This is a genomic window from Phyllobacterium zundukense, assembly GCF_025452195.1.
Classification (GTDB): Bacteria; Pseudomonadota; Alphaproteobacteria; order Rhizobiales; family Rhizobiaceae; genus Phyllobacterium; species Phyllobacterium zundukense_A.
Genome location: NZ_CP104973.1, coordinates 821,940 through 845,598, shown reverse-complemented (window position 1 = coordinate 845,598; position 23,659 = coordinate 821,940). Strand labels below are relative to the sequence as shown.

General features: G+C 54.6%; 23 protein-coding genes, 1 tRNA gene and 1 pseudogene. 17 read left to right on the top strand and 8 right to left on the bottom strand.

The window, feature by feature from the left end:
- Position 1 precedes the first annotated feature (1 nt).
- The 5 genes from N8E88_RS16495 to N8E88_RS16475 all read left to right on the top strand — a co-directional run bounded on the left by N8E88_RS16495 (position 2) and on the right by N8E88_RS16475 (position 5,979).
- The gene (locus N8E88_RS16495) at positions 2 to 433 is read left to right on the top strand and encodes a DUF1810 domain-containing protein (RefSeq protein WP_262295504.1); all 432 of its coding nucleotides are present in this window, start codon (positions 2 to 4) and stop codon (positions 431 to 433) included.
- A 321-nt stretch (positions 434 to 754) separates the two neighbouring features.
- Entirely contained in the window at positions 755 to 2,530 is a 1,776-nt protein-coding gene (locus N8E88_RS16490; RefSeq protein ID WP_262294616.1) for a calcium-binding protein, read from the top strand.
- A gap of 347 nt (positions 2,531 to 2,877) precedes the next feature.
- The gene (locus tag N8E88_RS16485) at positions 2,878 to 3,930 is read left to right on the top strand and encodes a type III polyketide synthase (RefSeq protein WP_262294615.1); all 1,053 of its coding nucleotides are present in this window, start codon (positions 2,878 to 2,880) and stop codon (positions 3,928 to 3,930) included.
- Positions 3,927 to 4,433 (top strand): isoprenylcysteine carboxyl methyltransferase family protein, encoded by a 507-nt coding sequence (locus N8E88_RS16480; protein ID WP_262294614.1) that lies wholly within the window; start codon positions 3,927 to 3,929, stop codon positions 4,431 to 4,433. Before N8E88_RS16485 ends, N8E88_RS16480 begins: the two co-directional genes overlap by 4 nt.
- Positions 4,417 to 5,979 (top strand): DHA2 family efflux MFS transporter permease subunit, encoded by a 1,563-nt coding sequence (locus tag N8E88_RS16475; RefSeq protein ID WP_262294613.1) that lies wholly within the window; start codon positions 4,417 to 4,419, stop codon positions 5,977 to 5,979. The genes N8E88_RS16480 and N8E88_RS16475 overlap by 17 nt, the downstream gene beginning before the upstream one ends.
- 25 nt (positions 5,980 to 6,004) lie before the next feature.
- Here the strand turns inward: N8E88_RS16475 and N8E88_RS16470 are convergent, their stop codons facing one another.
- Both N8E88_RS16470 and N8E88_RS16465 read right to left on the bottom strand, forming a co-directional pair.
- A complete protein-coding gene (locus tag N8E88_RS16470; protein WP_262294612.1) occupies positions 6,005 to 6,655 on the bottom strand; it encodes a glutathione S-transferase family protein in 651 nt (216 codons plus the stop codon).
- Between the two features lie 105 nt (positions 6,656 to 6,760).
- Entirely contained in the window at positions 6,761 to 7,192 is a 432-nt protein-coding gene (locus N8E88_RS16465) for a DUF6841 family protein (protein ID WP_262294611.1), read from the bottom strand.
- A gap of 510 nt (positions 7,193 to 7,702) precedes the next feature.
- On the opposite strand from N8E88_RS16465, the gene N8E88_RS16460 reads away from it, so the two are divergent.
- Positions 7,703 to 7,978, top strand: a complete 276-nt coding sequence (locus N8E88_RS16460) for a hypothetical protein (RefSeq protein ID WP_262294610.1) — start codon at positions 7,703 to 7,705, stop codon at positions 7,976 to 7,978.
- 73 nt (positions 7,979 to 8,051) lie between these two features.
- Here the strand turns inward: N8E88_RS16460 and N8E88_RS16455 are convergent, their stop codons facing one another.
- Both N8E88_RS16455 and N8E88_RS16450 read right to left on the bottom strand, forming a co-directional pair.
- Positions 8,052 to 8,333 carry an I78 family peptidase inhibitor gene (locus N8E88_RS16455; protein WP_262294609.1) on the bottom strand — a complete coding sequence of 94 codons (282 nt, stop codon included), beginning with the start codon at positions 8,331 to 8,333 and terminating at the stop codon, positions 8,052 to 8,054.
- Positions 8,334 to 8,698: 365 nt separating this feature from the next.
- Positions 8,699 to 9,421, bottom strand: a complete 723-nt coding sequence (locus N8E88_RS16450; RefSeq protein WP_262294608.1) for a DUF2270 domain-containing protein — start codon at positions 9,419 to 9,421, stop codon at positions 8,699 to 8,701.
- Between the two features lie 424 nt (positions 9,422 to 9,845).
- On the opposite strand from N8E88_RS16450, the gene N8E88_RS16445 reads away from it, so the two are divergent.
- From N8E88_RS16445 to N8E88_RS16410, 8 genes and pseudogenes are all read left to right on the top strand, one after another.
- A complete protein-coding gene (locus tag N8E88_RS16445; RefSeq protein ID WP_262294607.1) occupies positions 9,846 to 11,618 on the top strand; it encodes an SLC13 family permease in 1,773 nt (590 codons plus the stop codon).
- An 800-nt stretch (positions 11,619 to 12,418) separates the two neighbouring features.
- Positions 12,419 to 13,111 carry a helix-turn-helix domain-containing protein gene (locus tag N8E88_RS31555; RefSeq protein ID WP_315975292.1) on the top strand — a complete coding sequence of 231 codons (693 nt, stop codon included), beginning with the start codon at positions 12,419 to 12,421 and terminating at the stop codon, positions 13,109 to 13,111.
- Between the two features lie 298 nt (positions 13,112 to 13,409).
- A complete protein-coding gene (locus N8E88_RS16435) occupies positions 13,410 to 14,459 on the top strand; it encodes a UDP-glucuronic acid decarboxylase family protein (RefSeq protein ID WP_262294606.1) in 1,050 nt (349 codons plus the stop codon).
- Positions 14,459 to 15,445, top strand: coding sequence for a UDP-glucose 4-epimerase GalE (gene galE, locus N8E88_RS16430; RefSeq protein WP_262294605.1), 987 nt, complete (start codon positions 14,459 to 14,461; stop codon positions 15,443 to 15,445). The genes N8E88_RS16435 and galE overlap by 1 nt, the downstream gene beginning before the upstream one ends.
- A pseudogene (locus N8E88_RS16425) lies at positions 15,442 to 17,312 on the top strand (glycosyltransferase family 2 protein). Before galE ends, N8E88_RS16425 begins: the two are co-directional and overlap by 4 nt.
- Complete coding sequence (locus N8E88_RS16420; RefSeq protein ID WP_262294604.1) at positions 17,309 to 17,956, top strand: DUF995 domain-containing protein; 648 nt, start codon at positions 17,309 to 17,311, stop codon at positions 17,954 to 17,956. Before N8E88_RS16425 ends, N8E88_RS16420 begins: the two are co-directional and overlap by 4 nt.
- A complete protein-coding gene (locus N8E88_RS16415) occupies positions 17,953 to 18,915 on the top strand; it encodes a glycoside hydrolase family 26 protein (RefSeq protein WP_262294603.1) in 963 nt (320 codons plus the stop codon). The genes N8E88_RS16420 and N8E88_RS16415 overlap by 4 nt, the downstream gene beginning before the upstream one ends.
- Positions 18,916 to 18,937: 22 nt before the next feature.
- Entirely contained in the window at positions 18,938 to 19,453 is a 516-nt protein-coding gene (locus N8E88_RS16410; protein ID WP_262294602.1) for a DUF995 domain-containing protein, read from the top strand.
- Positions 19,454 to 19,553: 100 nt separating this feature from the next.
- On the opposite strand, the gene N8E88_RS16405 is transcribed toward N8E88_RS16410, so the two are convergent.
- Both N8E88_RS16405 and N8E88_RS16400 read right to left on the bottom strand, forming a co-directional pair.
- Entirely contained in the window at positions 19,554 to 19,883 is a 330-nt protein-coding gene (locus N8E88_RS16405; RefSeq protein ID WP_262294601.1) for a hypothetical protein, read from the bottom strand.
- A 213-nt stretch (positions 19,884 to 20,096) separates the two neighbouring features.
- Positions 20,097 to 20,187, bottom strand: a tRNA-Ser gene (locus N8E88_RS16400).
- 370 nt (positions 20,188 to 20,557) lie between these two features.
- Here N8E88_RS16400 and N8E88_RS16395 point away from each other — a divergent pair.
- The 3 genes from N8E88_RS16395 to N8E88_RS16385 all read left to right on the top strand — a co-directional run bounded on the left by N8E88_RS16395 (position 20,558) and on the right by N8E88_RS16385 (position 22,960).
- Complete coding sequence (locus tag N8E88_RS16395; RefSeq protein WP_262294600.1) at positions 20,558 to 20,881, top strand: hypothetical protein; 324 nt, start codon at positions 20,558 to 20,560, stop codon at positions 20,879 to 20,881.
- 274 nt (positions 20,882 to 21,155) lie between these two features.
- Positions 21,156 to 22,151 (top strand): BMP family lipoprotein, encoded by a 996-nt coding sequence (locus tag N8E88_RS16390; protein ID WP_262294599.1) that lies wholly within the window; start codon positions 21,156 to 21,158, stop codon positions 22,149 to 22,151.
- Positions 22,152 to 22,318: 167 nt separating this feature from the next.
- Complete coding sequence (locus tag N8E88_RS16385) at positions 22,319 to 22,960, top strand: LysE family translocator (RefSeq protein WP_262294598.1); 642 nt, start codon at positions 22,319 to 22,321, stop codon at positions 22,958 to 22,960.
- Here the strand turns inward: N8E88_RS16385 and N8E88_RS16380 are convergent, their stop codons facing one another.
- Together N8E88_RS16380 and N8E88_RS16375 are read right to left on the bottom strand one after the other, a co-directional pair.
- Positions 22,961 to 23,320, bottom strand: a complete 360-nt coding sequence (locus tag N8E88_RS16380; RefSeq protein WP_262294597.1) for a GNAT family N-acetyltransferase — start codon at positions 23,318 to 23,320, stop codon at positions 22,961 to 22,963.
- 83 nt (positions 23,321 to 23,403) lie between these two features.
- Positions 23,404 to 23,616 carry a SlyX family protein gene (locus N8E88_RS16375; RefSeq protein ID WP_114431425.1) on the bottom strand — a complete coding sequence of 71 codons (213 nt, stop codon included), beginning with the start codon at positions 23,614 to 23,616 and terminating at the stop codon, positions 23,404 to 23,406.
- Between the last annotated feature and the right edge of the window lie 43 nt (positions 23,617 to 23,659).

Here is a 23,659-nt window from a genome sequence, read left to right as displayed (position 1 = left end):
AATGACAGAAGCAAGCGAATTTGACCTCGGAAGGTTTGTCCAAGCGCAGGAACCTGTCTTTGAGCAGGTGCTCGAGGAGTTGAAATCTGGACAAAAACGCAGCCATTGGATGTGGTTCATCTTTCCACAACTAAAGAATCTCGGTCACTCCTCCACGGCACAGTTCTACGGCATAGCATCGCTTGACGAAGCGCAAGCTTATCTGGGTCATCGGCTTCTAGGCGAGCGGTTGGTCATTTGTACCGAGATATTGTTGACCCACACCGATACGTCTCTCAATCGAATACTGGGATCTCCGGATGATCTGAAGTTCTGTTCATCGATGACGCTCTTTTCACTGGCATCGAGTGATCCTGTTGTTTTCAAACGTGCTCTGGATCAATTCTGCGACGGTCGTATGGACAAACGGTCGCTGGCGCTTCTCGGGTTTTAGGGGACGCTGGCTTATCCTGTCACTCGCCGGCATAAAGACTACTTGAAGCACAATTCCCACGCCTCTCAGTGACTTTTCCGCGGAATATTCGTAATTTTGAAGTAATTTTCAAGTATTATATTAAGGTACCGCGGGGCTGATGAAAGTATCAAGCCGAATGAGATATTGCCAAATACGAACTAAATGTGCTACGTGTTAAAGTAAAATTGCATAAATAGCGGTGATGCTTTGGTTGAGGCGTGTGTTACTGGAACTTATTTTGCAGTGCACACTTAAAAATCAAAAACTGTAAGAATTACTGATATTAGGGGAGGAAAGACTATGGTTGTTTCATCTCATCGACAGGCATTGTTGGTTCGAGGTTCTGACGATGCCGATCTTGCTGCTCTATCTGGTGTGCACATGGTCACGAAAGCCATCGTAGACGGGACGGAGAGCAATGATATTCTCACCGGGTCCGATAAAGACGATATCATCAACGGCCTTGCCGGCAATGATGTGCTTAACGGCTTCGAAGGGCACGATTCGCTTTATGGCGGCGGTGGCTCCGATATCCTTGATGGCGGCGATGGAAACGACTGGGTCGATGCCAGTTTTGGTGACGAGTGGGATGACGATACGCTCTACGGACGCGGTGGCGATGATGTTCTGGTCGGTGGTTACGGCAACGACCGCCTCTATGGAGGGGACGGGGATGACGTACTAATCAGCGGACGTGCCAGACTAGAGGCTGACAGTATTCCCGGTGATGCCGACGGCGATCAACTTTTTGGCGGTGCCGGGGACGATATATTGGTCGGTAGTGGCATGGGTGATGCCCTGTATGGCGGTGAGGGCGATGACATACTTATTGGCAATGGCGGGGGAGACATACTGCACGGTGATCCCGGTGCCGATCTGCTCATTTGTGATGGCGCGGTCAATTACAGCGCCTCGAGCGCCGGTGTGACCGTCAACCTCGCGGTGGGCCTGGGACAGGGTGGTTTTGCCGAAGGGGATATCATCCGCGACGCTATGGATGTGGTTGGAAGCGCTTATGGGGACATTCTGACCGGCAATAGCGCCAACAATAGACTATCCGGCAACGCCGGTAATGATATGCTTGCCGGGGATGCCGGAGACGATGAACTCCGTGGCGGTCAGGGCAATGACATTCTTGATGGAGGCGCTGGCGATGATAAGCTGATCGGTGGTGCTGGCGCTGATCAGATCGACGGGGGTGATGGTGTTGACACAATGGACCTCTCCCATTTCAACCCAGCCCTCGGCGGCGTCACGGTTGATCTGGTGGCGGGTATAGCATCGGGCGGTGAGGTCGAAACCGGCGAAACGTTCCGCAATATCGAGAACATCATAGCTACTCACCATGATGATGTTCTGACTGGCGATAACCATGACAATTTTTTTGAAGTCAGGGGCGGGGCCGACCGGATCGATGGCGGCGATGGAATCGACAGCGTCCTGTTCAGTGGCAGCGGAAGTGTGTTCGATGAAGGTCTGACGATCGGTCTCGCGTCGGGCACAGTCTCCGGCGGTAATTCCGGCGGCAGCACGTTCACCAACATTGAAAACGTCATCGGAGGCTTTGGCGGCGATTTCATTTGGGGTGACAGCGGGGACAATATGCTGTCGGGCAGTGATGGAGCGGATAGGATTTATGGTGGCGCGGGGAACGATACGCTCATCGGCGGAATGGGTGCCTACTTCAGCGAGAACTTTGCACCTGCCAGTGCAATCCCGGGATTTCCCGCAAACGATAGCCTCAGTGGCGGAACAGGGGCCGACGTTTTTGTGTTCACCGCTCTTTACGACAGCGATATTCCCCGCGCGGATGTCATCAGCGACTTTAGCGCATCCGAGGGTGACAAGATCGATCTAAGAACGTTTTATGCGGGATATCCGCAAGAGGGTGATCCTATGGATTTGACCTTCGTCGGTTACAGCAATTTCTCCGGGGAAGCGGGCGAGTTGCACCTTGTCCATGGCGATACCTCGACCAGCTTAGAGATCGATGTGAATGGCGACCTGACTGCGGATTTTCGTGTCACGTTGGTCGGCGTAACGGAAATCGTCGACGGGGACGCAATCTGCTTCTGAACATAATGATTGTTAGACGAGCGCTGGATTGGCCTCCGATGATGGAATCGCGTGCTGACAATCCGGAATCGAAATGCCGTCGACCTGAATGATCAATCGGCGATACCGTCGCCCATTGGTGAAAAATACCAGATGTCACCTTAAAGGTTATCGACAAAATTCTTGCTGTCGAGACTCACAGCGGTACCCTTGGCATTCTCGTAGAGAATCTGAGCCCATTTGGCTTGCGGTGGTTATCGAATATTGACACCAGTTCAAGTGTTGTCGAAGAGATGTGTCTTGCAGGGTCCTCGTGGCAGCACTTGTGCCCGCGTCGATTGCAGAGGCAATGTCACCAAGGAGTGTCGATGTCTCAATCCGTGAAACTGCTATCAATAGGCACAGCAGTGCCTGCCCACATCATTCAACAACGCGACGCCGCTGCTGCGGCACATCAGGCTTTTTCGGCCCGGTTCAGAGACTTTGACCGTTTGGCGAAAGTTTTCGAGAGTTCCGGCATTCGCACGCGCTACGCTGTCCAGCCCCTGGAATGGTATCTGGAGCCTTTGGGGTGGCCGGAAAGAAATGCCGCTTATATTGAAGGAGCGTGCAGTTTGTTCGTCTCGGCAGCCAATGCCGCTCTGGAAAAGGCAGGCATCAGGGGCAAGGACGTCGATACGGTCGTAACAGTGTCGTCAACGGGTATTGCCACCCCAAGCCTGGAAGCCCGTGTCGCCCAGCAAATGGGATTTCGGGATGATATCGAACGCGTGCCTGTTTTTGGGTTGGGCTGTGCGGGCGGTGTATCCGGTTTTTCCATTGCCTCCCGGCTTGCGCAGTCAAGACCTGGAACCGTCGTCCTGCTGGTCGCTGTTGAACTGTGCACATTGTCGTTCCGGTTGGATCAACTGACAAAAGCCAATATCGTTGCCAGTGCGCTTTTCGGGGATGGCGCGGCGGCATGCGTCCTGAAGGTTGCAAATGAGGGACTTGCAGCTGTCGAGATGTCCGGCCAGCACACCTGGCCCGGCACGCTGGACATAATGGGCTGGAGTGTTGACAGACAAGGTTTCGGCGTCATTTTCGATCGCGATATTCCACCTTTTGCCGAAGAGCGCATCGCCCCGGCGATTTCCGGAATCCTCGGACGCGCGGATTTGGAACTTGCGGATATCGATAGATTTGCCTGTCATCCCGGCGGCGCCAAAGTCGTGACTGCCTTGGAGACTGCGCTTTCCCTTGGTCAAGGCAGCCTGGACCATGAACGGGATGTGTTATCCGAATATGGAAATATGTCGGCCCCCACGGCGCTGTTCGTTCTCGACCGCGTCGCCGAGCCGGGTTTGCCATCCCGCACATTGCTGACAGCGATGGGCCCAGGCTTCAGCGTCAGCTGTGTTTCACTCACGAGAGCCGCATGATCGCGGCTTCCACGCTTCTCGCTTTCGTCACTATCGAGCGTCTTGGCGAACTCCTGCTCGCCAGACATAACACCAAAGCCCTGCTGGCGAAGGGAGCCTATGAGGCGGCGCCGGGTCATTATGTGTTCATCGTGGCGTTGCATGCCGCCTGGCTTGCCGGCCTGTGGGTTCTTGCCTGGGACAAGCCGATTGAACCCGGATGGCTTGCCGTTTTCATATTGCTTCAAGGCTTGCGGTTCTGGGTGCTTGGGACGTTGGGCAAGCGCTGGACCACGCGCATTATCGTTCTGCCGGGAAGCCCGCTCGTCAGAACGGGCCCCTACCGCTTTCTTTCGCATCCGAATTATGTCGTCGTGATCGGAGAGATCGCCGTGCTGCCCTTGTGCTTTGGGCTGATATGGTATGCTCTCGCGTTCTCCGCGCTGAATGCCTTGGTTCTGGCGGTAAGGATTCGCGAAGAGAATGCCGCGCTTTCGGAGTTGCGCCATGATGCAATGCCCTGATGCAAGCGAAGTGCGGTTGCCAAGTCTTTCAACTTGGCTGGGCTTTTTCGCAATGTGCATCGGGATGTTCATGGCTATTCTCGACGTCCAGATCGTCGCTACGTCGCTACCAACAATCCAGGGTGCCTTAGGGATAAATCCGGATCAAATGAGCTGGATTCAGACCGCCTATTTGATCGCCGAAATCGTTGCGATCCCGCTGACGGGCTTCTTGACCCGCTTGCTCAGTATGCGCTGGCTTTTTGTATTTGGCACATTGCTGTTTACTGCTGCTTCCGTCGGATGTGCGCAAAGCGATAGTTTCAATGCCCTTCTGTGCTGGCGGGTCTTGCAGGGGTCCTCAGGCGGAACCTTGATCCCGTTGGTTTTCTCTGCGGTTTTCCTGTTGTTTCCGCAGCGGCACCAAAGTATCGCCACAACCGTCGCTGGTGTCGTCGCAGTCATGGCTCCGACTGTCGGACCAATCATCGGGGGGTGGATAACGGAGACGTACTCATGGCACTGGCTCTTTTTGATCAACATCGGTCCTGGCTTGGTTGCGGCGTCCTTGGCAGCTTGGTTGCTTCCCCGCGCGCCAATGGAATTCAAGTATTTCCGTTCGATTGATTTTCAATCGCTGGCAATGATGGCGATGGGTCTTGCCGCTTTGGAGATCGCATTGAAGGAAGCGCCACAACGCGGCTGGCTGGGCCCCGTCGTTCTGTCACTTTCGGCTTTCAGCGTGGTGATGCTGGCCGCCTTTACCCGGCGAACCTGGATGTCGCCCACGCCGATAGTCGATTTGCGTAACTTCAAGGACCGAAATTTCACCATTGGCTGCATTCTGAGTTTTGTTCTGGGCTTCGGTCTATTTGGATCGGTATATCTCATGCCCGTTTTTCTGGCTTTCGTCAGGGGCCACAACGCGCTGCAAATAGGCGAAATAATGCTTGTGACCGGAATTGCACAACTGATGATTGCGCCCTTTGCCGTCCTACTGGAACAGCGGGTCGAAGCGCGACTGCTGTCAACCATCGGCTTTGTGTTGTTCGCAATCGGCCTCGGTTGCAGTGCTTTTCAAACACCGCAAACCGATGCTGCCGGTATGTTCTGGCCCCAAGTTATCCGCGGTCTGGCAATAATGTTTTGCCTGCTCCCGCCCACGCGCCTTGCTCTTGGTAATCTTCAAGATGATCAGGTACCGGATGCCAGTAGCCTGTTCAATCTGATGCGCAACCTTGGCGGCGCGATAGGCCTGGCACTGATTGACACAGTCATTTACACGCGATCCACAACGCACGGCATCGCAATTGCCAACGGTTTGCTGGCGGGGGATCAGCGGACCGAAAGATTTATCGGAATGCCCGCTAACGAGGTTGTTGCGCATGTGCCGGGGAAATTCGATGCGCTCGTTCAGAGCATTTTCAGTCCTATGATTGCAAGGGCGGCGATGGTGGAATCCATCAATGACGCATGGGCCATGATAGCGCTGATAACTTTGATACCTATGCTGGTCATCATGTTTGCCTACCAGCTCTCGCCGAAGCCCTCATCCGTAAATCATTGATTGGCACGCCCAAGTGGAGTCTTTTTCAGCCAGACGATGCGGCGGTGAAAACTGCCGACTGAGCATCATAAGCGCGCTTGTATGCGGGCCGGGCTTCGCCGCGGGCGACATAGGCAGAAAGGTTCGGATAGTCGTTCAGTATGCCGGATCCGTCCAGCCTGCGGAGTACCAGTACCATTAGCAGATCTCCGGCGCTGAACGCGCCGTCAAGCCAGTCCGCATGGCCAAGCCGACTGGAAAGTTCACTCAGCCGCGTACGTATACGTTCCTCGACGCCAGAGAGGCGCTGCTCATACCAGCTCTCATTGCCCTCCAGGTATTCGGCAACTTCGCGATCAACGATCGGCGGCTCCATCGTGGAGAGTGCGGCAAACATCCATGTAATCGCGCGCGCCCGAGCCGTCGCATCGTCTGGCAGCAGGCCCGCATGGTGCTCCGCGATATGGAACACGATTGCCCCCGACTCGAACAGGGCCAGGTCGCCTTCTTCATAGGTCGGAATCTGTCCGAAAGGATGAAGCGCGAGATGCTCGGGCTCCTTCAACGCGCTAAACGATAGAAGACGAACGTCGTAAGGTTGGCCCACTTCTTCAAGCGCCCAGCGAACCCGCATGTCACGCGCCAGACCCTTCCCGCCATCGGGCGATTGTTCAAACGCGGTAATTGTAATGGTCATCGCTGTTCTCCATAGCTTGTCCGTCTTGAGGACGATTTGCTAAGCGAGATTCCGACACGTCGCGCTCGAACTATTTCTAGCAGTCAGAACGCCACGCCAGTGCATTCAGATGATGCCGTGTTTCCTTAGCAGTGCTTCTTCATCGCCTGACACCCAGCCGAAAACTTTCGGCTCTCCGCCCAGCTCCTGGACAAAGTAGTGAACATCGAAATCTATCGCTACGTTCGAGTGATTCTTGCGGACATAGGTTGCCGTCCAGGCAACATGGGCGACGCAATGATGGTCATCTATAGGCGAGAAACGGACATTGCGTATCCGCATCTCCTTCGTCCCTATCGCCCGATAGTGCCTATAACCTTGCGCCATGACTTGCTTGAGTTGGTCGTCATTCTTTCCGGTCATGACCCCTCCAGGCGAGGCCGCTATGAAGTCGGAGGCATACAGCGATGCGATCTCATCCATGTCCATGTCGCCGCTAAGGGATTGTCTGAAAAAGCGTTCGTATCGGTCGAAGAGCTTTCTTACGCTTGCCTCCATGATTTCCTCCCTTGGCGCCGCTTTTTCGAGTAGCGAACGGTTCATTGGCCAAAGGGTTGCAATGGAACCATTCGAAACGATAGCATTAACCCATGCTCCACCACGATTTTGTGAGTACGAACAGGCTTGAAATTGGCGGCGCTGCCAACGGCTGGTTCGCAATGCGCTGGTGCGCGAGCAAATGAGATCGCTCATGGTAGCCAGCCCAATACCAGTCACTTTCGATCCAGTGACGTGGAGGTGGTTAAAACCACCAATGCGAAAGCGGGCCTCGGTTCCTTACCGCGATCGGGACCACCTTCTTGCGCCCGGTCAAGGAATTTTCCCCAGGAGTTGCCTCACGCGAATGAAAGTTCATGCTCTGCATCTCCAACGCGCAGCTCGAGTTGGCGGCAACCGTTATTCGTATCTATTTTATGATTGACTGCGAGCTTCAAGCTCCGGAAGAGAACATCAATTGAGTTAGATTATTACGCTTTGTGTTCTGCTAACTCTGCTTAAGGAATGATCATGAACAGACCAACAACGGGTCTTCTTGCTTTGGTCCTGACTATCGGTTTGCATTCCCAATTTGCATTTGCCGTGGAGGACAGTGCATCGCAACTCGTAACCATCAACAAGATCATCAGAGGTGAGGGAAAGCCCGGTGAAACCGCTACAGCCAAGAACGGGGAAGTTATTTACACCGTACTAGAAGATGGCACCGTGGAAATCAGGAATTTACGCTACAACACGGTGCAACGGTTCGGTACAATAAAGTCGAACGATAACAGCAGGTCAAAATAGCAAAGAATTCCGATTTCCTGACCGTTCCCACGCCGCGCAAGCCGTCCTTGCTGCCGTAGCCGCGTCAGGCATATTAGCCGCAGACGGCTCGCATAACGATACCATGACTGTCAACTTCCATCGTCAGCCGGTCCTTTCGGAAATCCTGCGTAACCATATCTCCGGGCGATATTCGGCGTATGGTAACTGCTCCCGTGATTACCTTCGCCTCGCTGTCCATTACGCCCGACCTTCCAACGAGTGTCTGCGCCGCAATTGGATTGCATTGATCTACAGAGCGACCGCTATTGGTATTATTATCGCCGGCGGCACAGGCGACAAGACCGAGGGAAAAGAAGAAGGCAGTTGTAGTCATACGAGGACGTTGCTTGGACATTTGGCCATATTGGACCGAAAGATAGCCAAATCAAGCCCATGGCCGGGAAAACTGACGCGGAGCCTCGGTACCACAGGCATGTCCTACGAAACAATTTATAGGATTACACTGTCGTCCACGCGCCGATCGCAAAGGAGTACGAAATCCTCGCTTCATGAAATGCGATCGCAGATGGCCGTCGTTCATCCTGCGGAACATCGCGGCGCGAATGTTTCTGCTCTGATGAAGTCTGCCGTGGAATAGAGGGAGAACCTTCGCGATGTTCCATACGACTTCCGGCTTCGTATTGTCTGGGTGAGCCTCGATCTTCGCAAAGATCAAGTGCGCTCTGTTTTGGTCCCCTATCAGACATGAACCTCGCCGTGCTCCTTCTTGTCAGTGTCGCCGGCGAGCAGCGCTGCGTAGGCGAGCCAGCTGTAGAAAATAATGACTCCGAGCAATATGAGCCAACCCGGTAGCGGCCCGAATGCAGCGTTTGCGACGATCTCATGAAGTGATCGCGCAACATCGAGCGTGACCCCGTCATCCTGCAATTTAGGCGTCGAGATTTTCAATACCCAAGCCAGAAGCAGCACCAGGAACATCCATAAATAATTACGGCGCAGCCGCCGCGACATCGCCGCTCGGATGGAAATCAGGAATTGCGGCTTGCGCAAATCTTGGCCGAGTAAGCCCGCCCAGCCGCTATCCAACTCCGGCAGGGGTGCAAAGACCTGAGCGAAATAGTGTTTCTCCAGCCGGCGCACTCGTCCGCGATAGACGTCGAAGAATCGATAACGCCGCGCCTCGATGACCAGCAGAAGTTGCACCAGCACCATGGCAAACAAGAGCACGCCGTGATGCGAGGTCGGCGACGATAACGATAGAGACAGCATTGCTGCAACGCCTGTGATGGCCCAGTTGGTTGTCCGGTCGATCCGGTCGCGCCAACCCGCCATGCGGCCCATCTCGGCGCGGTGATAATGCGCCAATACCGTAATGTACTCCGCCGTTGTGGCTGGAAACGGAGGGACTGACCATCTAGCCGCGATGTCGTTGACCGGCAGTTGTTCCTGAGCTTCGTCCATATCCACCTCCCAGCAAGACCCTCCACCATGTTTATCTGCCTGAAGTCGCCAGCAATGGCTTCGAGTTCTAGTTTCGTTCCGGAGATTGAAGAGAGTCAAGAAAACTTCTGGCGGGAAATGCGTGATCGATATTTGAAGGCGTCACTATTGTGGCGGATATTTTGGGAAGCACGGCGGTATCCCCTCGATGGATGACAGATCGGCATTAACTTTGCTTATCCCGATGGTCCATTGAATGTAGCCTGGGCAGATGCATCCACCAACGAAGGTTTGCTCGCTCATTGACAGGTGCAAATCGACAGGCGTCATCAAACGTATTCCCGATTTTTCATTTGCTACCGCTTAGACATCTATATGAGCCATGAACTCATTGAGCTGGGAACGATCCTGCTTTATCGGAATTTGGTGAGAAACGGGAGACCTCATGACAACACAACAATTCCTGGCCTTCACGGTAATAGGCCTGATGATGGCCGCATTCGTTTGGGGCCGGGTTCGCTACGATATCGTGGCGATGTGTTCGCTCCTCGCAGCGGTCGCCCTTGGAGTCGTCCCCATTAACGCGGCGTTCAGCGGCTTCAGCGACGAGATTGTCATCATCGTCGGCAGTGCACTCGTTGTCAGCGCCGGGGTGGCGCGTTCCGGGCTGATGGAGGCGGCGGTGCAGCGGTTTGTGCCGCAGGTGTCGTCGGTAAGGGCGCAGCTAGCCATATTGGTGATCATCGTGACCGTGTTGTCGGCTTTTGTGAAAAATATAGGCGCGCTGGCGATCATGATCCCCATTGCCTACCAGTTCGCGCGGCGATCGAACGTGTCGGCTTCCGTGTTCCTGATGCCCATGGCATTTGGCGCCCTTATTGGTGGCCTGATGACGCAGATCGGTACCTCGCCGAACATCGTGGTCTCCCGCGTGCGCGCGGAAGTGGTTGGTCAGAGCTTCTCGATGTTCGATTTCACTCCTGTCGGAGCAACACTCGCCGCCGCCGGGATAATTTATCTGGTGTTGTTTTACCGGCTGGTTCCGGAGCGGACACGCGAAACGGTTTCTGTGGACGAGGCGATCGAAATTCGCAACTACGTCTCCGAAGCTGCTGTAGCGAAGGGATCGTCGGCGGTCGGCAAGACCGTGATGGATTTGGTGAAGCCGGCAGAGGGCGCGGCGATGGTAACGTCTATCGTGCGTGCCGATCACCGGGTCACACCGCTTCCCGATTCCGTACTGGTGGAAGGTGATGTGCTTGTACTGGAGGGTAACCCGCATGCGCTCGACGCCATCGTGACGGCCGGAAAGTTGAAACTGTCGCGTGACCGGTCGCCGCTGGATAAGGAGCGGTCGGCGGAGGTCGAGGCCGTTGAGGCAGTGATCGGCCAACACTCACCGTTGATCGATAAATCAGCGCAGCGCCTTGCAATGTTCGATCGTTACAACGTCAATCTGCTTGCCGTCAGCCGCCATGGCGAAAGGATCAAGGAGCGTCTGGGTGAGATCACCTTCCGGTTCGGCGACGTCATCGTGCTGCAGGGGCAGAGCAGTGTACTGCCGACATTGCTGCGCGAGTTCGGCTGCCTGCCGCTGGCAAAGAGGACCATCATGCTGGGCAGTGTCAGGCGCGGGCTTATTCCTCTCGTCATTCTGTTTGCCGCGATGGGATCGACCGCGTTCGGGCTGTTGCCGGTGTCGATAGCCTTCTTTGCCGGTGCGGTCGCGATGGTGCTATTCCGTGCGATTCCGCTCGGCGAAGTTTATACAGCAATCGATGGCCCGATACTGATAATGCTTGCAACGCTTATACCTGTCAGCGACGCCCTGAGGACGTCGGGTGGCACCGAACTGATCGCACATTGGTTAACCCAAGTGGCGCATCAACTGCCTCCGTTCGGGGCACTGACGCTTATCCTGGTGGCCGCGATGGCCGTCACCCCATTCCTGAACAATGCCGCAACGGTGCTTGTGATGGCGCCAATTGCAACCAGCTTTGCCGGCACCCTCGGCTTTAAACCGGAGGCCTTTTTGATGGCGGTGGCCATTGGCGCCGGTTGTGATTTCCTGACACCCATCGGCCACCAGTGCAACACGCTGGTTATGGGTCCGGGCGGCTACAGATTCAGCGACTATCCTCGGCTAGGCTTGCCACTTTCGGTGATCATCGTGCTCACAGCCGTGCCCGCATTGCTGGTGTTCTGGCCGCTTGTTTGAAGGATAGCACAAAGCCGCATCCATCGAGCCAGCGTCCGCAAAAGTCTCATTATCAGCGCGAATAACGACGTCTTTATCCGGCCGGTCGAGGCTATCTGCGGACTTTATGCCCTCGGTGACAGGTCTGCTGGATTGAGTTCAATCGAAAATCTCGCTAAGCACGTTGGTGGCTGAACTGATCCGCCCAACGCCGCTAACGGATTGCGACAGCCCCCAATCTTCAAGGGACATTAACCTCGAAGTGCAATGCTAACGCATGGGGGTTCACTCGTCGAACGACAGGAGAGACAAACTTCGGTTGTCAGGAGGAAGTATTGCCGGACTCCAACAAAGGAAAATTGCGGCCACGTCTGGTTGCAAAATCTGACGATGCTGACAGCAATGCCTTGCATGAGCAGGGCGAACGACGCCGTTGGCCGAGACAACCTGCTGTCCCGGAGGACGCGTCCGCGCCTTCATCACCAGTGTTGCATCCGTTGCAGTTTTCCACGCGAGATTTAGCACCAAGTGATCAATTCGTCGCCTGGCAGAACTATCTGGCACCCCTTGTCGACATCAAGTTGCCAGATGGCGTAACGCCAGAAAGCGGCTTCCCTGCCGACCATATTGCTTGGAACCTCGGCAGCATGCTTATTGTGCAGCAGGACGCTCCGCCTCACAGTTATCTGCGATCCTCCACTAAGCTGCGATCAAACACAATTGACCATTGGCATGTCGTGGTACTGCGAACCGGGCGAACATGGACGGAAGTTGATGGGCAAGTTTGTGAAGGTGGGCCGGGGAGAGTCGAATTCAGATCCTTGGGACATCCATTTCGCGGCCGTACGACGGCCTCACAAAGCCTCTCGGTTTATTTGCCTCGCGACATATTCGCTGATACGCCGGTTGGCAACGACATCAAAAACAACACGACATTGTCCGGCAATTATCCCAAACTGTTGATCGAATATCTGGACGGCATCGAGGCAAAACTTGCCAACCTGGCGGCAAAGGATCTCCCGCAGGTGGTGCAGACGACCCGGGACATGATCGTGACATGCATTTCATCGTCCACAGAATCGTCTGGCTCTGTCACACAGAGCAACCTGGCTTTGATGGAGCGCGTGCGCCGCTTCGTGCAAGGCAATTTGAGTTCATCCGATCTCACGCCAGACACTTTGTGCCGAGCACTCGGAATATCGCGGACGCGGCTGTATCAATTGTTTGAACCTAGCGGCGGCGTTCTCCATTACATACAAAAGCGGCGCCTGCTGTCGGCCCATGCCGCATTGAGCAACTCGGCCAACCGACAGCAAATCGTAGAAATTGCCGCCGCAGTGGGGTTCACGTCCGCTGCCCATTTCAGCCGGGCCTTCAGCAAGGAATTCGGCTACAGCCCGCGCGAGGCCCGCAGCGTTGCGGTGCCGCCATATTTTGCGCACGTGGTGGCGCCAGCGGAATTCGTCGACAGTGCGCATTCATTCGACGAGTGGCTTAGATCCCTCGGCCACTGATGCCCTGATCGAACCTGAGCGATCCCAACGCTGCCAGTCCCGTTCCACCGGCAACGTGTACCGTCGCACACCTTGCCGCGGTAAGCTTCGGCTCGCCTTTTTCCCCACGATTTAGGCTTTCCATCGCAAATATGGACGGAGCGGCAAGTTCCCGGATGCGCATCTAACGACAGGCTAGAGGCGAGAAAGTATACCAAAAACAAGAACGACGACGGCGTCAAAACTAATTCCATGTTGGATTTAAGAAAAAACAGGCGCCGCTGATCGATAAGAAGAACGAGTTTTTGGGGTCAGATCAATGAAAACAACGCGCCCGCTATCTTCCCTTCCAAATGTCAATGCACTCTTCGGCGAGGTGCGTGTGGTCCGGTCAAAGCAACGGCCTCGCCACATTCTCGTCACCGGCGGCGCGGGTTTTCTCGGGTCGCATCTTTGCGAACGACTCCTCAAGGCGGGACATACCGTCATCTGCGTCGATAATTTCTCGACGGGCCTCGAACGCAACATCCGCCATCTGCGCAATTTCGATCGCTTCAGTGTTTTGAAGCATGACGTCATCCATCCGATCGATATCGAGGTGGATGAAATCTACAATCTTGCCTGCCCGGCATCCCCTCCACATTACCAAGCCGATCCGGTCCACACCATGAAGACCTGCGTTCTTGGCGCTCTCAATCTTCTGGAGCTGGCCGCACGTACCGGCGCCCGAATTTTCCAGGCCTCAACCTCCGAGATTTACGGCGATCCACTGGTTCACCCGCAGGTTGAAGGTTACTGGGGTAACGTGAACTCATTCGGCCCGCGATCCTGTTACGACGAAGGCAAGCGCAGCGCCGAAACCCTGTTCTTCGATTTTAACAAGAAGCACCACGTCGAGATCAAGGTCGCTCGGATATTCAACACGTACGGACCGCACATGCGTCCCGACGACGGCCGTGTCGTCTCAAACTTTATCGTACAGGCGCTGAAGGGTCAGGACATAACCATTTATGGTGATGGCTCGCAGACGCGGTCCTTCTGCTTCGTCAACGATCTTATCGATGGGTTTCAGCAATTGATGGCAACCGAGCCATCATTCACCGGACCGGTCAATCTCGGAAATCCCGTCGAATTTACCATTCTCGAGCTAGCAGAGATGGTAATTCAGATGACCGGTTCGCGTTCGAAGACCATTCGCAATCCCTTGCCGACAGATGATCCGCGCCAGCGCCGCCCCGATATTTCGCTCGCTCAGCGCGAGTTGGGATGGCAGCCCATGGTGCCCCTTGCCACCGGTCTCGAGAAGACGATCCATTACTTCGATCGTCTCCTTGCGGAGGAAGCACATGAACTCGCGGAGATCGCATAATGTCTCCGCGGAGAGTTCTTGTTGCGGGTGGCGCCGGTTATATCGGCAGTCATACCGCCAAGCTATTGCACGCGAACGGAGTCGAGCCGATTGTTTTCGACAATCTCGTTACCGGAAATCGCTCATCGGTGCGCTGGGGACCTTTCGTGCACGGCGATATCCTGGATACGAGTAACCTGGCGCGGACTTTCGCGCAGTATAAACCGGACGCAGTTGTGCATTTTGCGGCATCTGCCTATGTCGGGGAGTCCGTCGAAGATCCTGCGAAATACTATCGCAATAACGTCGCAGGGACATTGTCGCTTCTAGATGCTTGCCGGCATGCGGAAATCGACAAGATTATCTTTTCATCGAGTTGCGCAACCTATGGTGTTCCCGACTCGCTTCCAATCACCGAGGAAACGCCGCAGCGGCCGATCAATCCGTACGGCAGGACCAAGCTGATGGCGGAGCAAATTCTGCAAGATTATGCGGCGGCCTATGCGCTGAGATACGTGGCGCTGCGGTATTTCAACGCCTGCGGTGCCGATCCTGAAGGCGAACTCGGCGAGTGGCATGAGCCCGAGACACATTTGATCCCGCGAGCACTGCTTGCTGCTGGAGGAGCTATTCCACACCTGAGCGTCTATGGTGACGACTACGCAACTGATGATGGCACCTGTGTCCGCGATTATATACATGTGACCGACCTGGCGCGTGCACATGTGCAGGCGCTAGATCATCTGATTGCTGGTGGCGAAAATCTTTCCGTCAATCTTGGAACAGGACGCGGCTCGTCTATTGGAGAAATTATCGAGACCATCGGCCGCGTCACCAAACGGAAAGTGCCGATCGAAATGCATCCAAGACGCGCCGGAGATCCACCAGCACTTTATGCGGACCCGACCTTTGCGCGCAGCACACTTGGCTTCACACCTGAATATTCCGATCTGGAAACGATAGTTCGTACCGCGGCTCCTTTCTTTGGACTGGAGTCGCGTGCATGAGCGAGGCGAGCAAAATTAATGTGGCGCAAGAGCCATTTCTGGTACCGGTCCTGACGGGATCCAGCAAAAGGGAATACCTCGTCGGCGCAGCCATCTGGCTGGCATTGCTTGTCTATTTTTGGTCCTGGTGGTTACAGCCGGAGCATTATATCGACTTTTGGGGCTTCGTTTCTGTTACTGCAATTCTGGCGTGGGTAACACTGTTGCCTGCCTACTTCATGGCCATATTCTATCATGCCAGGAAGCCAAACGGTAGGCTTCGACTGCCAACTGACAGTCGGGTTGCCATGGTCGTGACGAAAGCGCCCTCCGAGCCCTTTTCCATAGTGGCGACGACTTTGAAAGCCATGCTTGCTCAAGAGTTCCCCCATGATGTGTGGCTCGCGGATGAAGATCCAACATTGGAAACATTAAGGTGGTGCAAGCAGCACGGCGTCTTCGTTTCGACGCGGAAGAACCGGCCGGATTATCACCTGTCGACCTGGCCGCGCCGTACGCGGTGCAAGGAGGGTAATCTTGCCTTCTTCTACGATCACTACGGCTACGAGCGCTACGATTTTGTGGTGCAGCTTGACGCCGATCATGTTCCCGAGGCGGGTTACCTCGTCGAGATGTTGCGCCCGTTTGCCGATCCAGATGTCGGCTATGTATCGGCGCCGAGCATTTGTGATCAAAATGCCTCTGAGAGCTGGTCTGCTCGCGGAAGGCTTTATGCCGAAGCCAGTATGCATGGTTCGCTTCAGGCTGGCTACAATCACGGCCTTGCTCCACTCTGCATAGGATCGCACTACGCGGTGCGCACGTCCGCGCTTAAGGAAATTGGAGGTCTTGGGCCGGAGCTCGCCGAAGATCACTCCACGACGCTGATTATGAATGCCTATGGCTGGCGCGGAGTGCATGCACTCGACGCGATTGCACATGGCGATGGGCCCCGTACATTCGCGGACCTCGTCACGCAGGAATTCCAGTGGTCACGCAGCCTCGTCATGGTGCTCTTGCAATACTCGCCAATCTACGTTCCACGATTGCCGCTGAAGCTGAAATTCCAATTTCTGTTCTCTCAATTGTGGTATCCGCTGTTCGCGTTCTTCATGGCTTTGATGTTCTTCATGCCGATCCTGGCGTTGGTGCGTCAGCAGAACTTTGTCGCCGTGACCTATCCGGACTTTCTCGCTCATTTCACGCCGCTTTCTGTCGCGCTGATGGTATTGGCATATCGTTGGCGTTCGAGCGGTTCATTCCGGCCCTTCGATGCTAAAATCCTGAGCTGGGAGACAATGTTTTTTCTCTTCGCGCGCTGGCCTTGGGCGCTCGCTGGAACAGTTGCTGCCGTTCGCGACCGGATCATGGGGTCCCATGTCGATTTCCGGATCACCCCTAAGGGAGCGTCTGAGGTGGATCCATTGCCTTCGCGGGTGCTCATGCCTTACGGAATTCTGTCGATCATTTCGACCTTGCCGGTTCTTCTGGTGCAGAACGCGGGGGAAACGCGCGGGTTCTATATCTTCGCGATCATCAATGCCGTGCTCTATACGCTTCTGTTTCTGACCATTGTCGTCCAACACGCCCGGGAAAATATCGTCAGGATCCGAACAAGAGCATATCGCCCCGCTATGGCCGCGAGCCTTCTTGCACTCGTCGTCCTGCCAGGATTTGCAACTTTTGAGCATGGAAAGGAAGGACTGGAGGCTCTTGGTGGGGTGCCGGCAGACTAAGACTCTATGAAACGAGGTACGCAGTGTCAGGTGCCGGGGTGGGAAGTGGAGAGCTCCGCACCTTGACGTTTAAGCCGCGTTGGCTGCCCGCAGCAGCGCCGATTAACAACTTCTCAAAAGAAGAAGGGCTCAAGGAGAGCGGAACAAAATGAAACTGAGAAAAACTCGAACGGGCCAATTTGAGCTCGGCAATTGGGAAACGCCGACAAAGGCGCAAATGCAGCGAAAGCTCGGCGCCAAAGGATACTTTCGCTGGTCCTTGATCGTGTCGTTCTGTCTGTCAGCTGTTGCATTCACGAATATTGCCCGTGCGGGCGAGAGCGTCTCCCCCTCCGCAGATGCGCAGCCTATGACCGGTGTTGAACTCTATATGCTTTACCGTGACAAGTCCTGGGCCTGGACTGATGGTGCCGGTCGCTTTGACGATGCGGAGCGTCGTTTCACGGCAAGTACCGGTGCCGGGGATAAAATTGCATGGGCACAGGGCCGTTGGATTGTGACTGACGATGGCCGTTTATGCCTTAACGCCGAATGGCACACGATGTCAGGGGTTCATGCCAATAGGAGCTGTTTCAGTCACAAGCGTGCCGGTGAAACTATTTACCAAAAGAAAGAACCGTCCGGGTCTTGGTACATCTTCCGGCATGCCGTGCCAACTGAGACCGACGAGTTCAAAAAGCTCGTGGCAGAAAATCTCGTGTCTGCGGACATAGGGACAATAAAATCCGATCTTCAAAATCAAAAAAGACTAGCAGGCAACACGTTGACGAATGCTAGCAAGAGGAAAACACAATGAACAATAACAAAACACGCACAGCCATTGCAGTTTCATTTGCAACGTTGCTGTTAACTGGAACGGTCCTTGCGGCAAGCGTGCCACGCGGCATACCAGCCAATGTGAAGCCAAATACGGCTCATGCTTTCGATAAACGGCCAATTATCGGCCCCAACTCGGTTACCTTTGGCGCGTATGACCCGCATAGCGACTTTAGCGCGGATCCGAACTCGAAGATCGAGCACCTTTTCCTTCCATGGGAAGACGTCGATCTGTCGTCGCTGTCAATCGCCGATGAATATGCGCAGAAACGCGGACGAAAGCTTTTCATTACGGTCGAGCCGTGGTCTTGGGCACTTGACTGGAGGTCGTCACCCGAACAGTTGCTCAGCGGCATTCTGGCAGGCAGGTACGATGCTAATATGGCTGCAGTCTGCTCGGCCGCGGCCGGGCTCAAGAGCGAAGTGACTATCCGCTGGGCACAGGAAATGGACGCTACCGACAATCAGTTCACCTGGTCGCATTGGAAAGCAGCCGATTATGCCTCAGCCTATCGGCGCATGGTGACAGTATGCCGTCAGCACAACAAGTCGGCAAAATATATGTGGTCGCCCAAGGGAGAGCCAGGACTCGCTGCTTTCTATCCCGGAAACGATGTCGTCGATATCATTGGCCTGTCGGTGTTTGGCCTGCAGCAGTACGATAAGGACAAGTTCGGAAAAGAAAGAACTTTCGCTGAAGCACTCGCGCCCGGCTATCGCTTGGTCGCAGGTTTTGGGAAACCCGTCGTTGTGGCTGAATTGGGATACGAAGGTGATTTTGGCTACGTACACAACTGGGCCGAAAATGCCGCCAAACAATATCCAGAATTTCCGCAACTCACCGCCGTAGTCTATTTCAACGACAAGGAAGTATATCCTTGGCCCCGGCCCTACGGACTTCCCAACTGGCGGGTCGTCAGCGATGAAGTCGTGAACTAAATCCCATACAGGAGGAAGAAAAATGAGAAAATTTAGAAAACTACCGCTTCTGTGCACGATCATTGCTGCCATCGGCGCCAGCACCTTCAACGCTGACGCAGCGCAGAGCAAAATGGCAAAGCCCCCGGCAATGTCTGAGCCTCTGACCAGCAAGGATTTGGTTAAACTCTATGGCAATCATTCCTGGATCTGGAAGGATGGCGCCGGCTACTTCGCCGTGAAGCAACGCGAGTTCAAGGCCTGGACAAGGGAGGGGGCAGGTTCATACGGCACCGGGCACTGGTTTGTTACGGATCCGGGTAAACTCTGCTTCAAGGCTATGTGGTACGCGAAAAGTGGCAAAGCAGATGCCTTGACATGTTTCAGCCACCGCAAGAAGGGAAACACGATCTTCCAGAAGCGCGAACCGAACGGAGAATGGTATGCTTTCAAGACCAGTCCAGGAAGCGCAAGTGACGAATATCGTAAGGTCCAGGCTGGAGACTACGCCACGGCGCGATTCGATCGGATGCGAATGAAATTATCGCCAACGAGGTAAATCGTTCCGGTTCTTCGAAAACCGGACAGATGCACTGTCCGGTTTTACTGCCCGCGTCAGGCGGTATGAACAAATGGGCTTCGAACCCCATAACGGCTGTCTATCGTGCGAAGCACCGCGACGTTCTGCCAAACCCGCTTGGCGTGCAGATCCAGGGGGCGCTGCCAAGGTAAGAGGCCTTGATGATGACCGCAGAACCAGCCTTTTTGATTTTCGCAGGTTTACCAATTTTTGTGGCCGCCTTCAGGCTTCCTGGGTATGCAATTTCGAGCGAAGATGATTGTGCTTGGGCGGTCTCTGTCAAGCCGAATACCCCCAACAAACCAATGGTGAGTACAATCCCCGTCAGCCTTGACGAGAATAGAGAAAACTGAACATTTTTGGGCAGTTGTATTGAAGAAAATTTGGAAGCTTCAGGTGCGTTTGCCATCGTAAGGGGGTCTCCTTGTCTCGATGCAATGACGCTACAACAAGCAGATTTCCCGCTATTTAAGTAAATTAGTACAATTGGAAGCAATTCGAAATCTATTAATTTGTAGAGCGACGAAAGTGATACAAGACTTATACAACTTGGGATGGCGCGTATAAAGGCAGTTCGCAAGACATGATGCAGGGAAGCTACTGATGCGTGAGTTTGTCAGAATGGCGGAGAGAGCGGGATTCGAACCCGCGTTACGCTTTTGACGTAAACACACTTTCCAGGCGTGCGCCTTCAACCACTCGGCCACCTCTCCGCATACGGCCGGCATCTGGCCAGTCGGGTTGTTTTACTGCAGCCGGAAAAACCGGCTTCAAGAGCACCGTCAACCATCGGTCACTCAAATCTGGATAGACACGCGACACCCGTCGATGGTTAGCCGACAGTGACCCCGTGCGGCGCGCACTATAGTCAGAACAGGCACTTGATCAACACCTATTTCAACATAATCGTGCTTTGTATGGATTTGCCGGATTTCCTGCTGAAATTGCTGGGAATTTTTTCGAATAATTCATCCTATCCCATCAAAATACCGGTAAAAGTGAATTCATCTGGCCTCGATCCGGCGCTACGATGTTATTCGAGCGGTGAAAGACCGATTGTATTGCCTTATCCTGGAGATCATTGTGATCCGATTTATGTTCAGGCTTCTCGCCTATGTCGCTTTAAGCTTGGCGATCATTGCGGCCGTTCTCGATGCGGCGCGTTCTGTCGGGGCATCGCAATTGATGATGACATCGCTGCAGGACAGCTGGCAGTCGCTCTCCGCTTCCTCGCTCGCCCTCGCTCAAACAAGCATCAAAACCCACATATCCCCAATACTATGGGACCCTTTGATGCTCTGGATACTCGAGGCGCCTACCTTCAGCGTTTTCGCGCTGCTCGCATTTCTGTTCTATGCGATGGGTTATAAACGCGAGAGCAGGGCCGGTCGCTTCTCCGCTCGTTGAGCAGCCGAAGCCTGTAACCGTTGAAGGAGGCCTATCGGGATCCTGGCCGGTTCCTGTGTCTGCGCGCTATGGTGTCTCCTGCCAGTTAACGCCTAACAGACTGACTTGGCTGTATTTTTGGAGGATCTTTGACCAAGAGGCAAAATTCCGCGTGAATTTTGCTTCTTGGCATGCAAGATTGCTTCCGGGGCGGCTGGGGAGTGACCATCCGCAACGATTTTAAGGCTCAACAGAAGTTGAATCTGCTCAACAAAATCCAGAGGGTTGGTATCAAATGAAGCGTGTTGTTCTTGGTCTCCTGGCTGCCACAGCAATGTCCGTCTCGGCCTTTGCTGCGGATGACAAGCCGGCCGTCATTTACGATCTTGGCGGAAAATTCGACAAATCCTTCAACGAAGCCGCGTTCAATGGCGCCGAAAAATATACGGCCGACTCCGGCGTCAAATATCGCGAGTTCGAAATCCAGAACGAGGCCCAGCGCGAACAGGCTTTGCGCAAATTCGCATCGGACGGCAATTCACCTATTGTTATCGCGGGTTTCTCCGCCGCAGCTGCGATCGAAAAGGTCGCTGCGGAGTTTCCGGAGACCAAATTTGTCATTATCGATGCGGAAGTTGACAAGCCGAACGTGCGCTCCGTTGTGTTCAATGACAATGAGGGTTCCTATCTTGTTGGCGTGATCGCGGCAAAATCGTCGAAAACCGGAACCGTCAGCTTCATCGGCGGCATGGACGTTCCGCTCATCCGCAATTTCGGCTGCGGCTATGTTGGCGGTGTCAAGGCTACAAATCCCGACGCCAAGGTAATCCAGAACATGACCGGCGATACGCCTGCGGCATGGAATGATCCGGCCAAGGGTGGCGAAATCGCAAAGTCGCAGATTGACCAGGGTTCCGACGTTATCTTCGCGGCTGCCGGCGGCACGGGCATCGGCGTTCTTCAAACGGCTGCCGACGCTGACAAATTGGCAATCGGTGTCGATTCCAATCAGAACGGCTTGCATCCGGGCAAGGTTTTGACTTCGATGCTCAAGCGTGTCGACGTTGCGACCTATAATGCTTTCAAGGATGCTGCGGATGGCAAGTTCACACCAGGGGTCAATGTTCTCGGCGTCAAGGAAGGCGGCGTCGATTATGCAGTCGACGAGAACAACGCCAAACTGATGACCGACGATGTCAAGAAGGCTGTCGAAGCTGCCAAGGCGGATATCATTTCCGGCAAGATCAAGGTTCACAGCTATTTCTCGGACAATGCCTGCCCGTACAAATAAGCAATGCTGGAGCAATTCCAGGAAAAGTGGGAACCGGTTTTCCGTTCGGAATTGCGTAAAAACAAAGAGTTAGGCTATTCCAAAAACGGAATTGCCCTAGTCATTGAAACCGCCGGCCATAGGATCGGCGGTTTTCGCTTGAAGATTGCATGAAAGGAGAATGTTCCATGACAGCTGTTGCAGTCCTTCTCAGCATCCTCGCCACAATTTTCATTGGCGCAATGAGCCCCGGCCCAAGCTTCGTGCTTGTCTCACGCGTTGCCATCGCATCGTCGCGGACGCATGGTCTTGCTTCAGCTTTGGGCATGGGTCTTGGCGGCGCCATATTTGCGGCGCTCGCCGTCCTCGGCCTTACGGCGTTGTTGATGCAGTTCGAGTGGCTCTACCTTATTCTCAAGCTGCTTGGCGGAGCCTATCTGATCTACATCGGTATTCGCATCTGGCGCGGAGCGTCTGAACCATTGACGACGTCAGGCGCTGGCGAAACCACGAAGGCCATATCCGTTTCCCGCGCGTTTTTCCTCGGGCTGATCACACAGCTCAGCAACCCCAAGACCTCGATCGTCTATGCCAGCATTTTTGCCGCTCTCATGCCGCCTTCGCCGCCGCTATGGCTGCTCTTGGCGTTGCCGCCAATGCTGTTTTGCGTCGAAGCCGGCTGGTACGCCGTCGTCGCCTTCGCGTTTTCAGGTTCGCGCGCGCGGTCTGTCTATATCCGGCTAAAACAGTGGATCGATCGGGGCGCGGGTATGGTGATGGGAGCGCTAGGCGTCAAACTTATGGTCGAGGCGCTGAAGGGCCGGCCGTAGTCAAAGTTTGCGAATGAGGATCATCAAACCATTGTAGTCGCCGCCAAGCGCTTCATGGTCTTGCCAGTCGAGATTTCGATAGTAGTTGGCCTTGCCCGTATAAAGATAAAGCGCCGCATGCCTTTGATCGCGCGCGGTATTTTCCACAGCGTGGATCAATGCGGTTCCGATGCCCTTCCCACGCATTTCAGGCACCACAAAGAGGCTGGCAAGCCATGGCTTCAAGTGCGGATGGCTTTCAAGGTCGTTGTCAATCAGAAGCACCAAGCCTGCTGGCAAGTCGTTGTCAAAACCTATGAAGGCTCTTTGCTGGCCCGCCGGGTTTAGAAAGGGTTTGAACCCGTCGATGGTCTCTTGCAATGTTCGGCCCCATTCCTCGAAATTCCAACATGCACACAACGGCACTAGCTCAGGGTGGTTCTCCAGAGGCTCAATTTTGATCATCAATAATGCGGCGGTTTGGTCACGGGAACATCGGGCGCCGTCTGCTCCTCCAGAACCAGAAATCGATCCGTCAGCGCGTCGAGCTTGCGGCGCATGGCTTCGATCACTTTCCATTGCTCCGCGATCTGGCCGGAAAGCTCCTCGACGGTTTTTTCATGCTCCGTCACAAGAATTTCGAGGCGGGTCAAACGCTCGGGGTCGTCGGCTGTCATTGCTCGTCTCCATCTTCATTTGCTTGTCTATTCTTGTGTTTCT

Excerpts from the sequence above, each read along its gene's own strand:
- N8E88_RS16455 (WP_262294609.1), bottom strand. The coding sequence starts at position 8,333 with ATGACTACAACTGCCTTCTTCTTTTCCCTCGGTCTTGTCGCCTGTGCC.
- N8E88_RS16390 (WP_262294599.1), top strand. The coding sequence starts at position 21,156 with ATGAAGCGTGTTGTTCTTGGTCTCCTGGCTGCCACAGCAATGTCCGTC.
- N8E88_RS16450 (WP_262294608.1), bottom strand. The coding sequence starts at position 9,421 with ATGGACGAAGCTCAGGAACAACTGCCGGTCAACGACATCGCGGCTAGA.
- N8E88_RS16485 (WP_262294615.1), top strand. The coding sequence starts at position 2,878 with ATGTCTCAATCCGTGAAACTGCTATCAATAGGCACAGCAGTGCCTGCC.
- N8E88_RS16470 (WP_262294612.1), bottom strand. The coding sequence starts at position 6,655 with ATGACCATTACAATTACCGCGTTTGAACAATCGCCCGATGGCGGGAAG.
- N8E88_RS16495 (WP_262295504.1), top strand. The coding sequence starts at position 2 with ATGACAGAAGCAAGCGAATTTGACCTCGGAAGGTTTGTCCAAGCGCAG.
- N8E88_RS16415 (WP_262294603.1), top strand. The coding sequence starts at position 17,953 with ATGAACAATAACAAAACACGCACAGCCATTGCAGTTTCATTTGCAACG.
- N8E88_RS16445 (WP_262294607.1), top strand. The coding sequence starts at position 9,846 with ATGACAACACAACAATTCCTGGCCTTCACGGTAATAGGCCTGATGATG.
- N8E88_RS16490 (WP_262294616.1), top strand. The coding sequence starts at position 755 with ATGGTTGTTTCATCTCATCGACAGGCATTGTTGGTTCGAGGTTCTGAC.
- N8E88_RS16460 (WP_262294610.1), top strand. The coding sequence starts at position 7,703 with ATGAACAGACCAACAACGGGTCTTCTTGCTTTGGTCCTGACTATCGGT.
- N8E88_RS16375 (WP_114431425.1), bottom strand. The coding sequence starts at position 23,616 with ATGACAGCCGACGACCCCGAGCGTTTGACCCGCCTCGAAATTCTTGTG.
- N8E88_RS16410 (WP_262294602.1), top strand. The coding sequence starts at position 18,938 with ATGAGAAAATTTAGAAAACTACCGCTTCTGTGCACGATCATTGCTGCC.
- N8E88_RS16420 (WP_262294604.1), top strand. The coding sequence starts at position 17,309 with ATGAAACTGAGAAAAACTCGAACGGGCCAATTTGAGCTCGGCAATTGG.
- N8E88_RS16465 (WP_262294611.1), bottom strand. The coding sequence starts at position 7,192 with ATGGAGGCAAGCGTAAGAAAGCTCTTCGACCGATACGAACGCTTTTTC.
- galE (WP_262294605.1), top strand. The coding sequence starts at position 14,459 with ATGTCTCCGCGGAGAGTTCTTGTTGCGGGTGGCGCCGGTTATATCGGC.
- N8E88_RS16435 (WP_262294606.1), top strand. The coding sequence starts at position 13,410 with ATGAAAACAACGCGCCCGCTATCTTCCCTTCCAAATGTCAATGCACTC.
- N8E88_RS16405 (WP_262294601.1), bottom strand. The coding sequence starts at position 19,883 with ATGGCAAACGCACCTGAAGCTTCCAAATTTTCTTCAATACAACTGCCC.
- N8E88_RS16480 (WP_262294614.1), top strand. The coding sequence starts at position 3,927 with ATGATCGCGGCTTCCACGCTTCTCGCTTTCGTCACTATCGAGCGTCTT.
- N8E88_RS16475 (WP_262294613.1), top strand. The coding sequence starts at position 4,417 with ATGATGCAATGCCCTGATGCAAGCGAAGTGCGGTTGCCAAGTCTTTCA.
- N8E88_RS16385 (WP_262294598.1), top strand. The coding sequence starts at position 22,319 with ATGACAGCTGTTGCAGTCCTTCTCAGCATCCTCGCCACAATTTTCATT.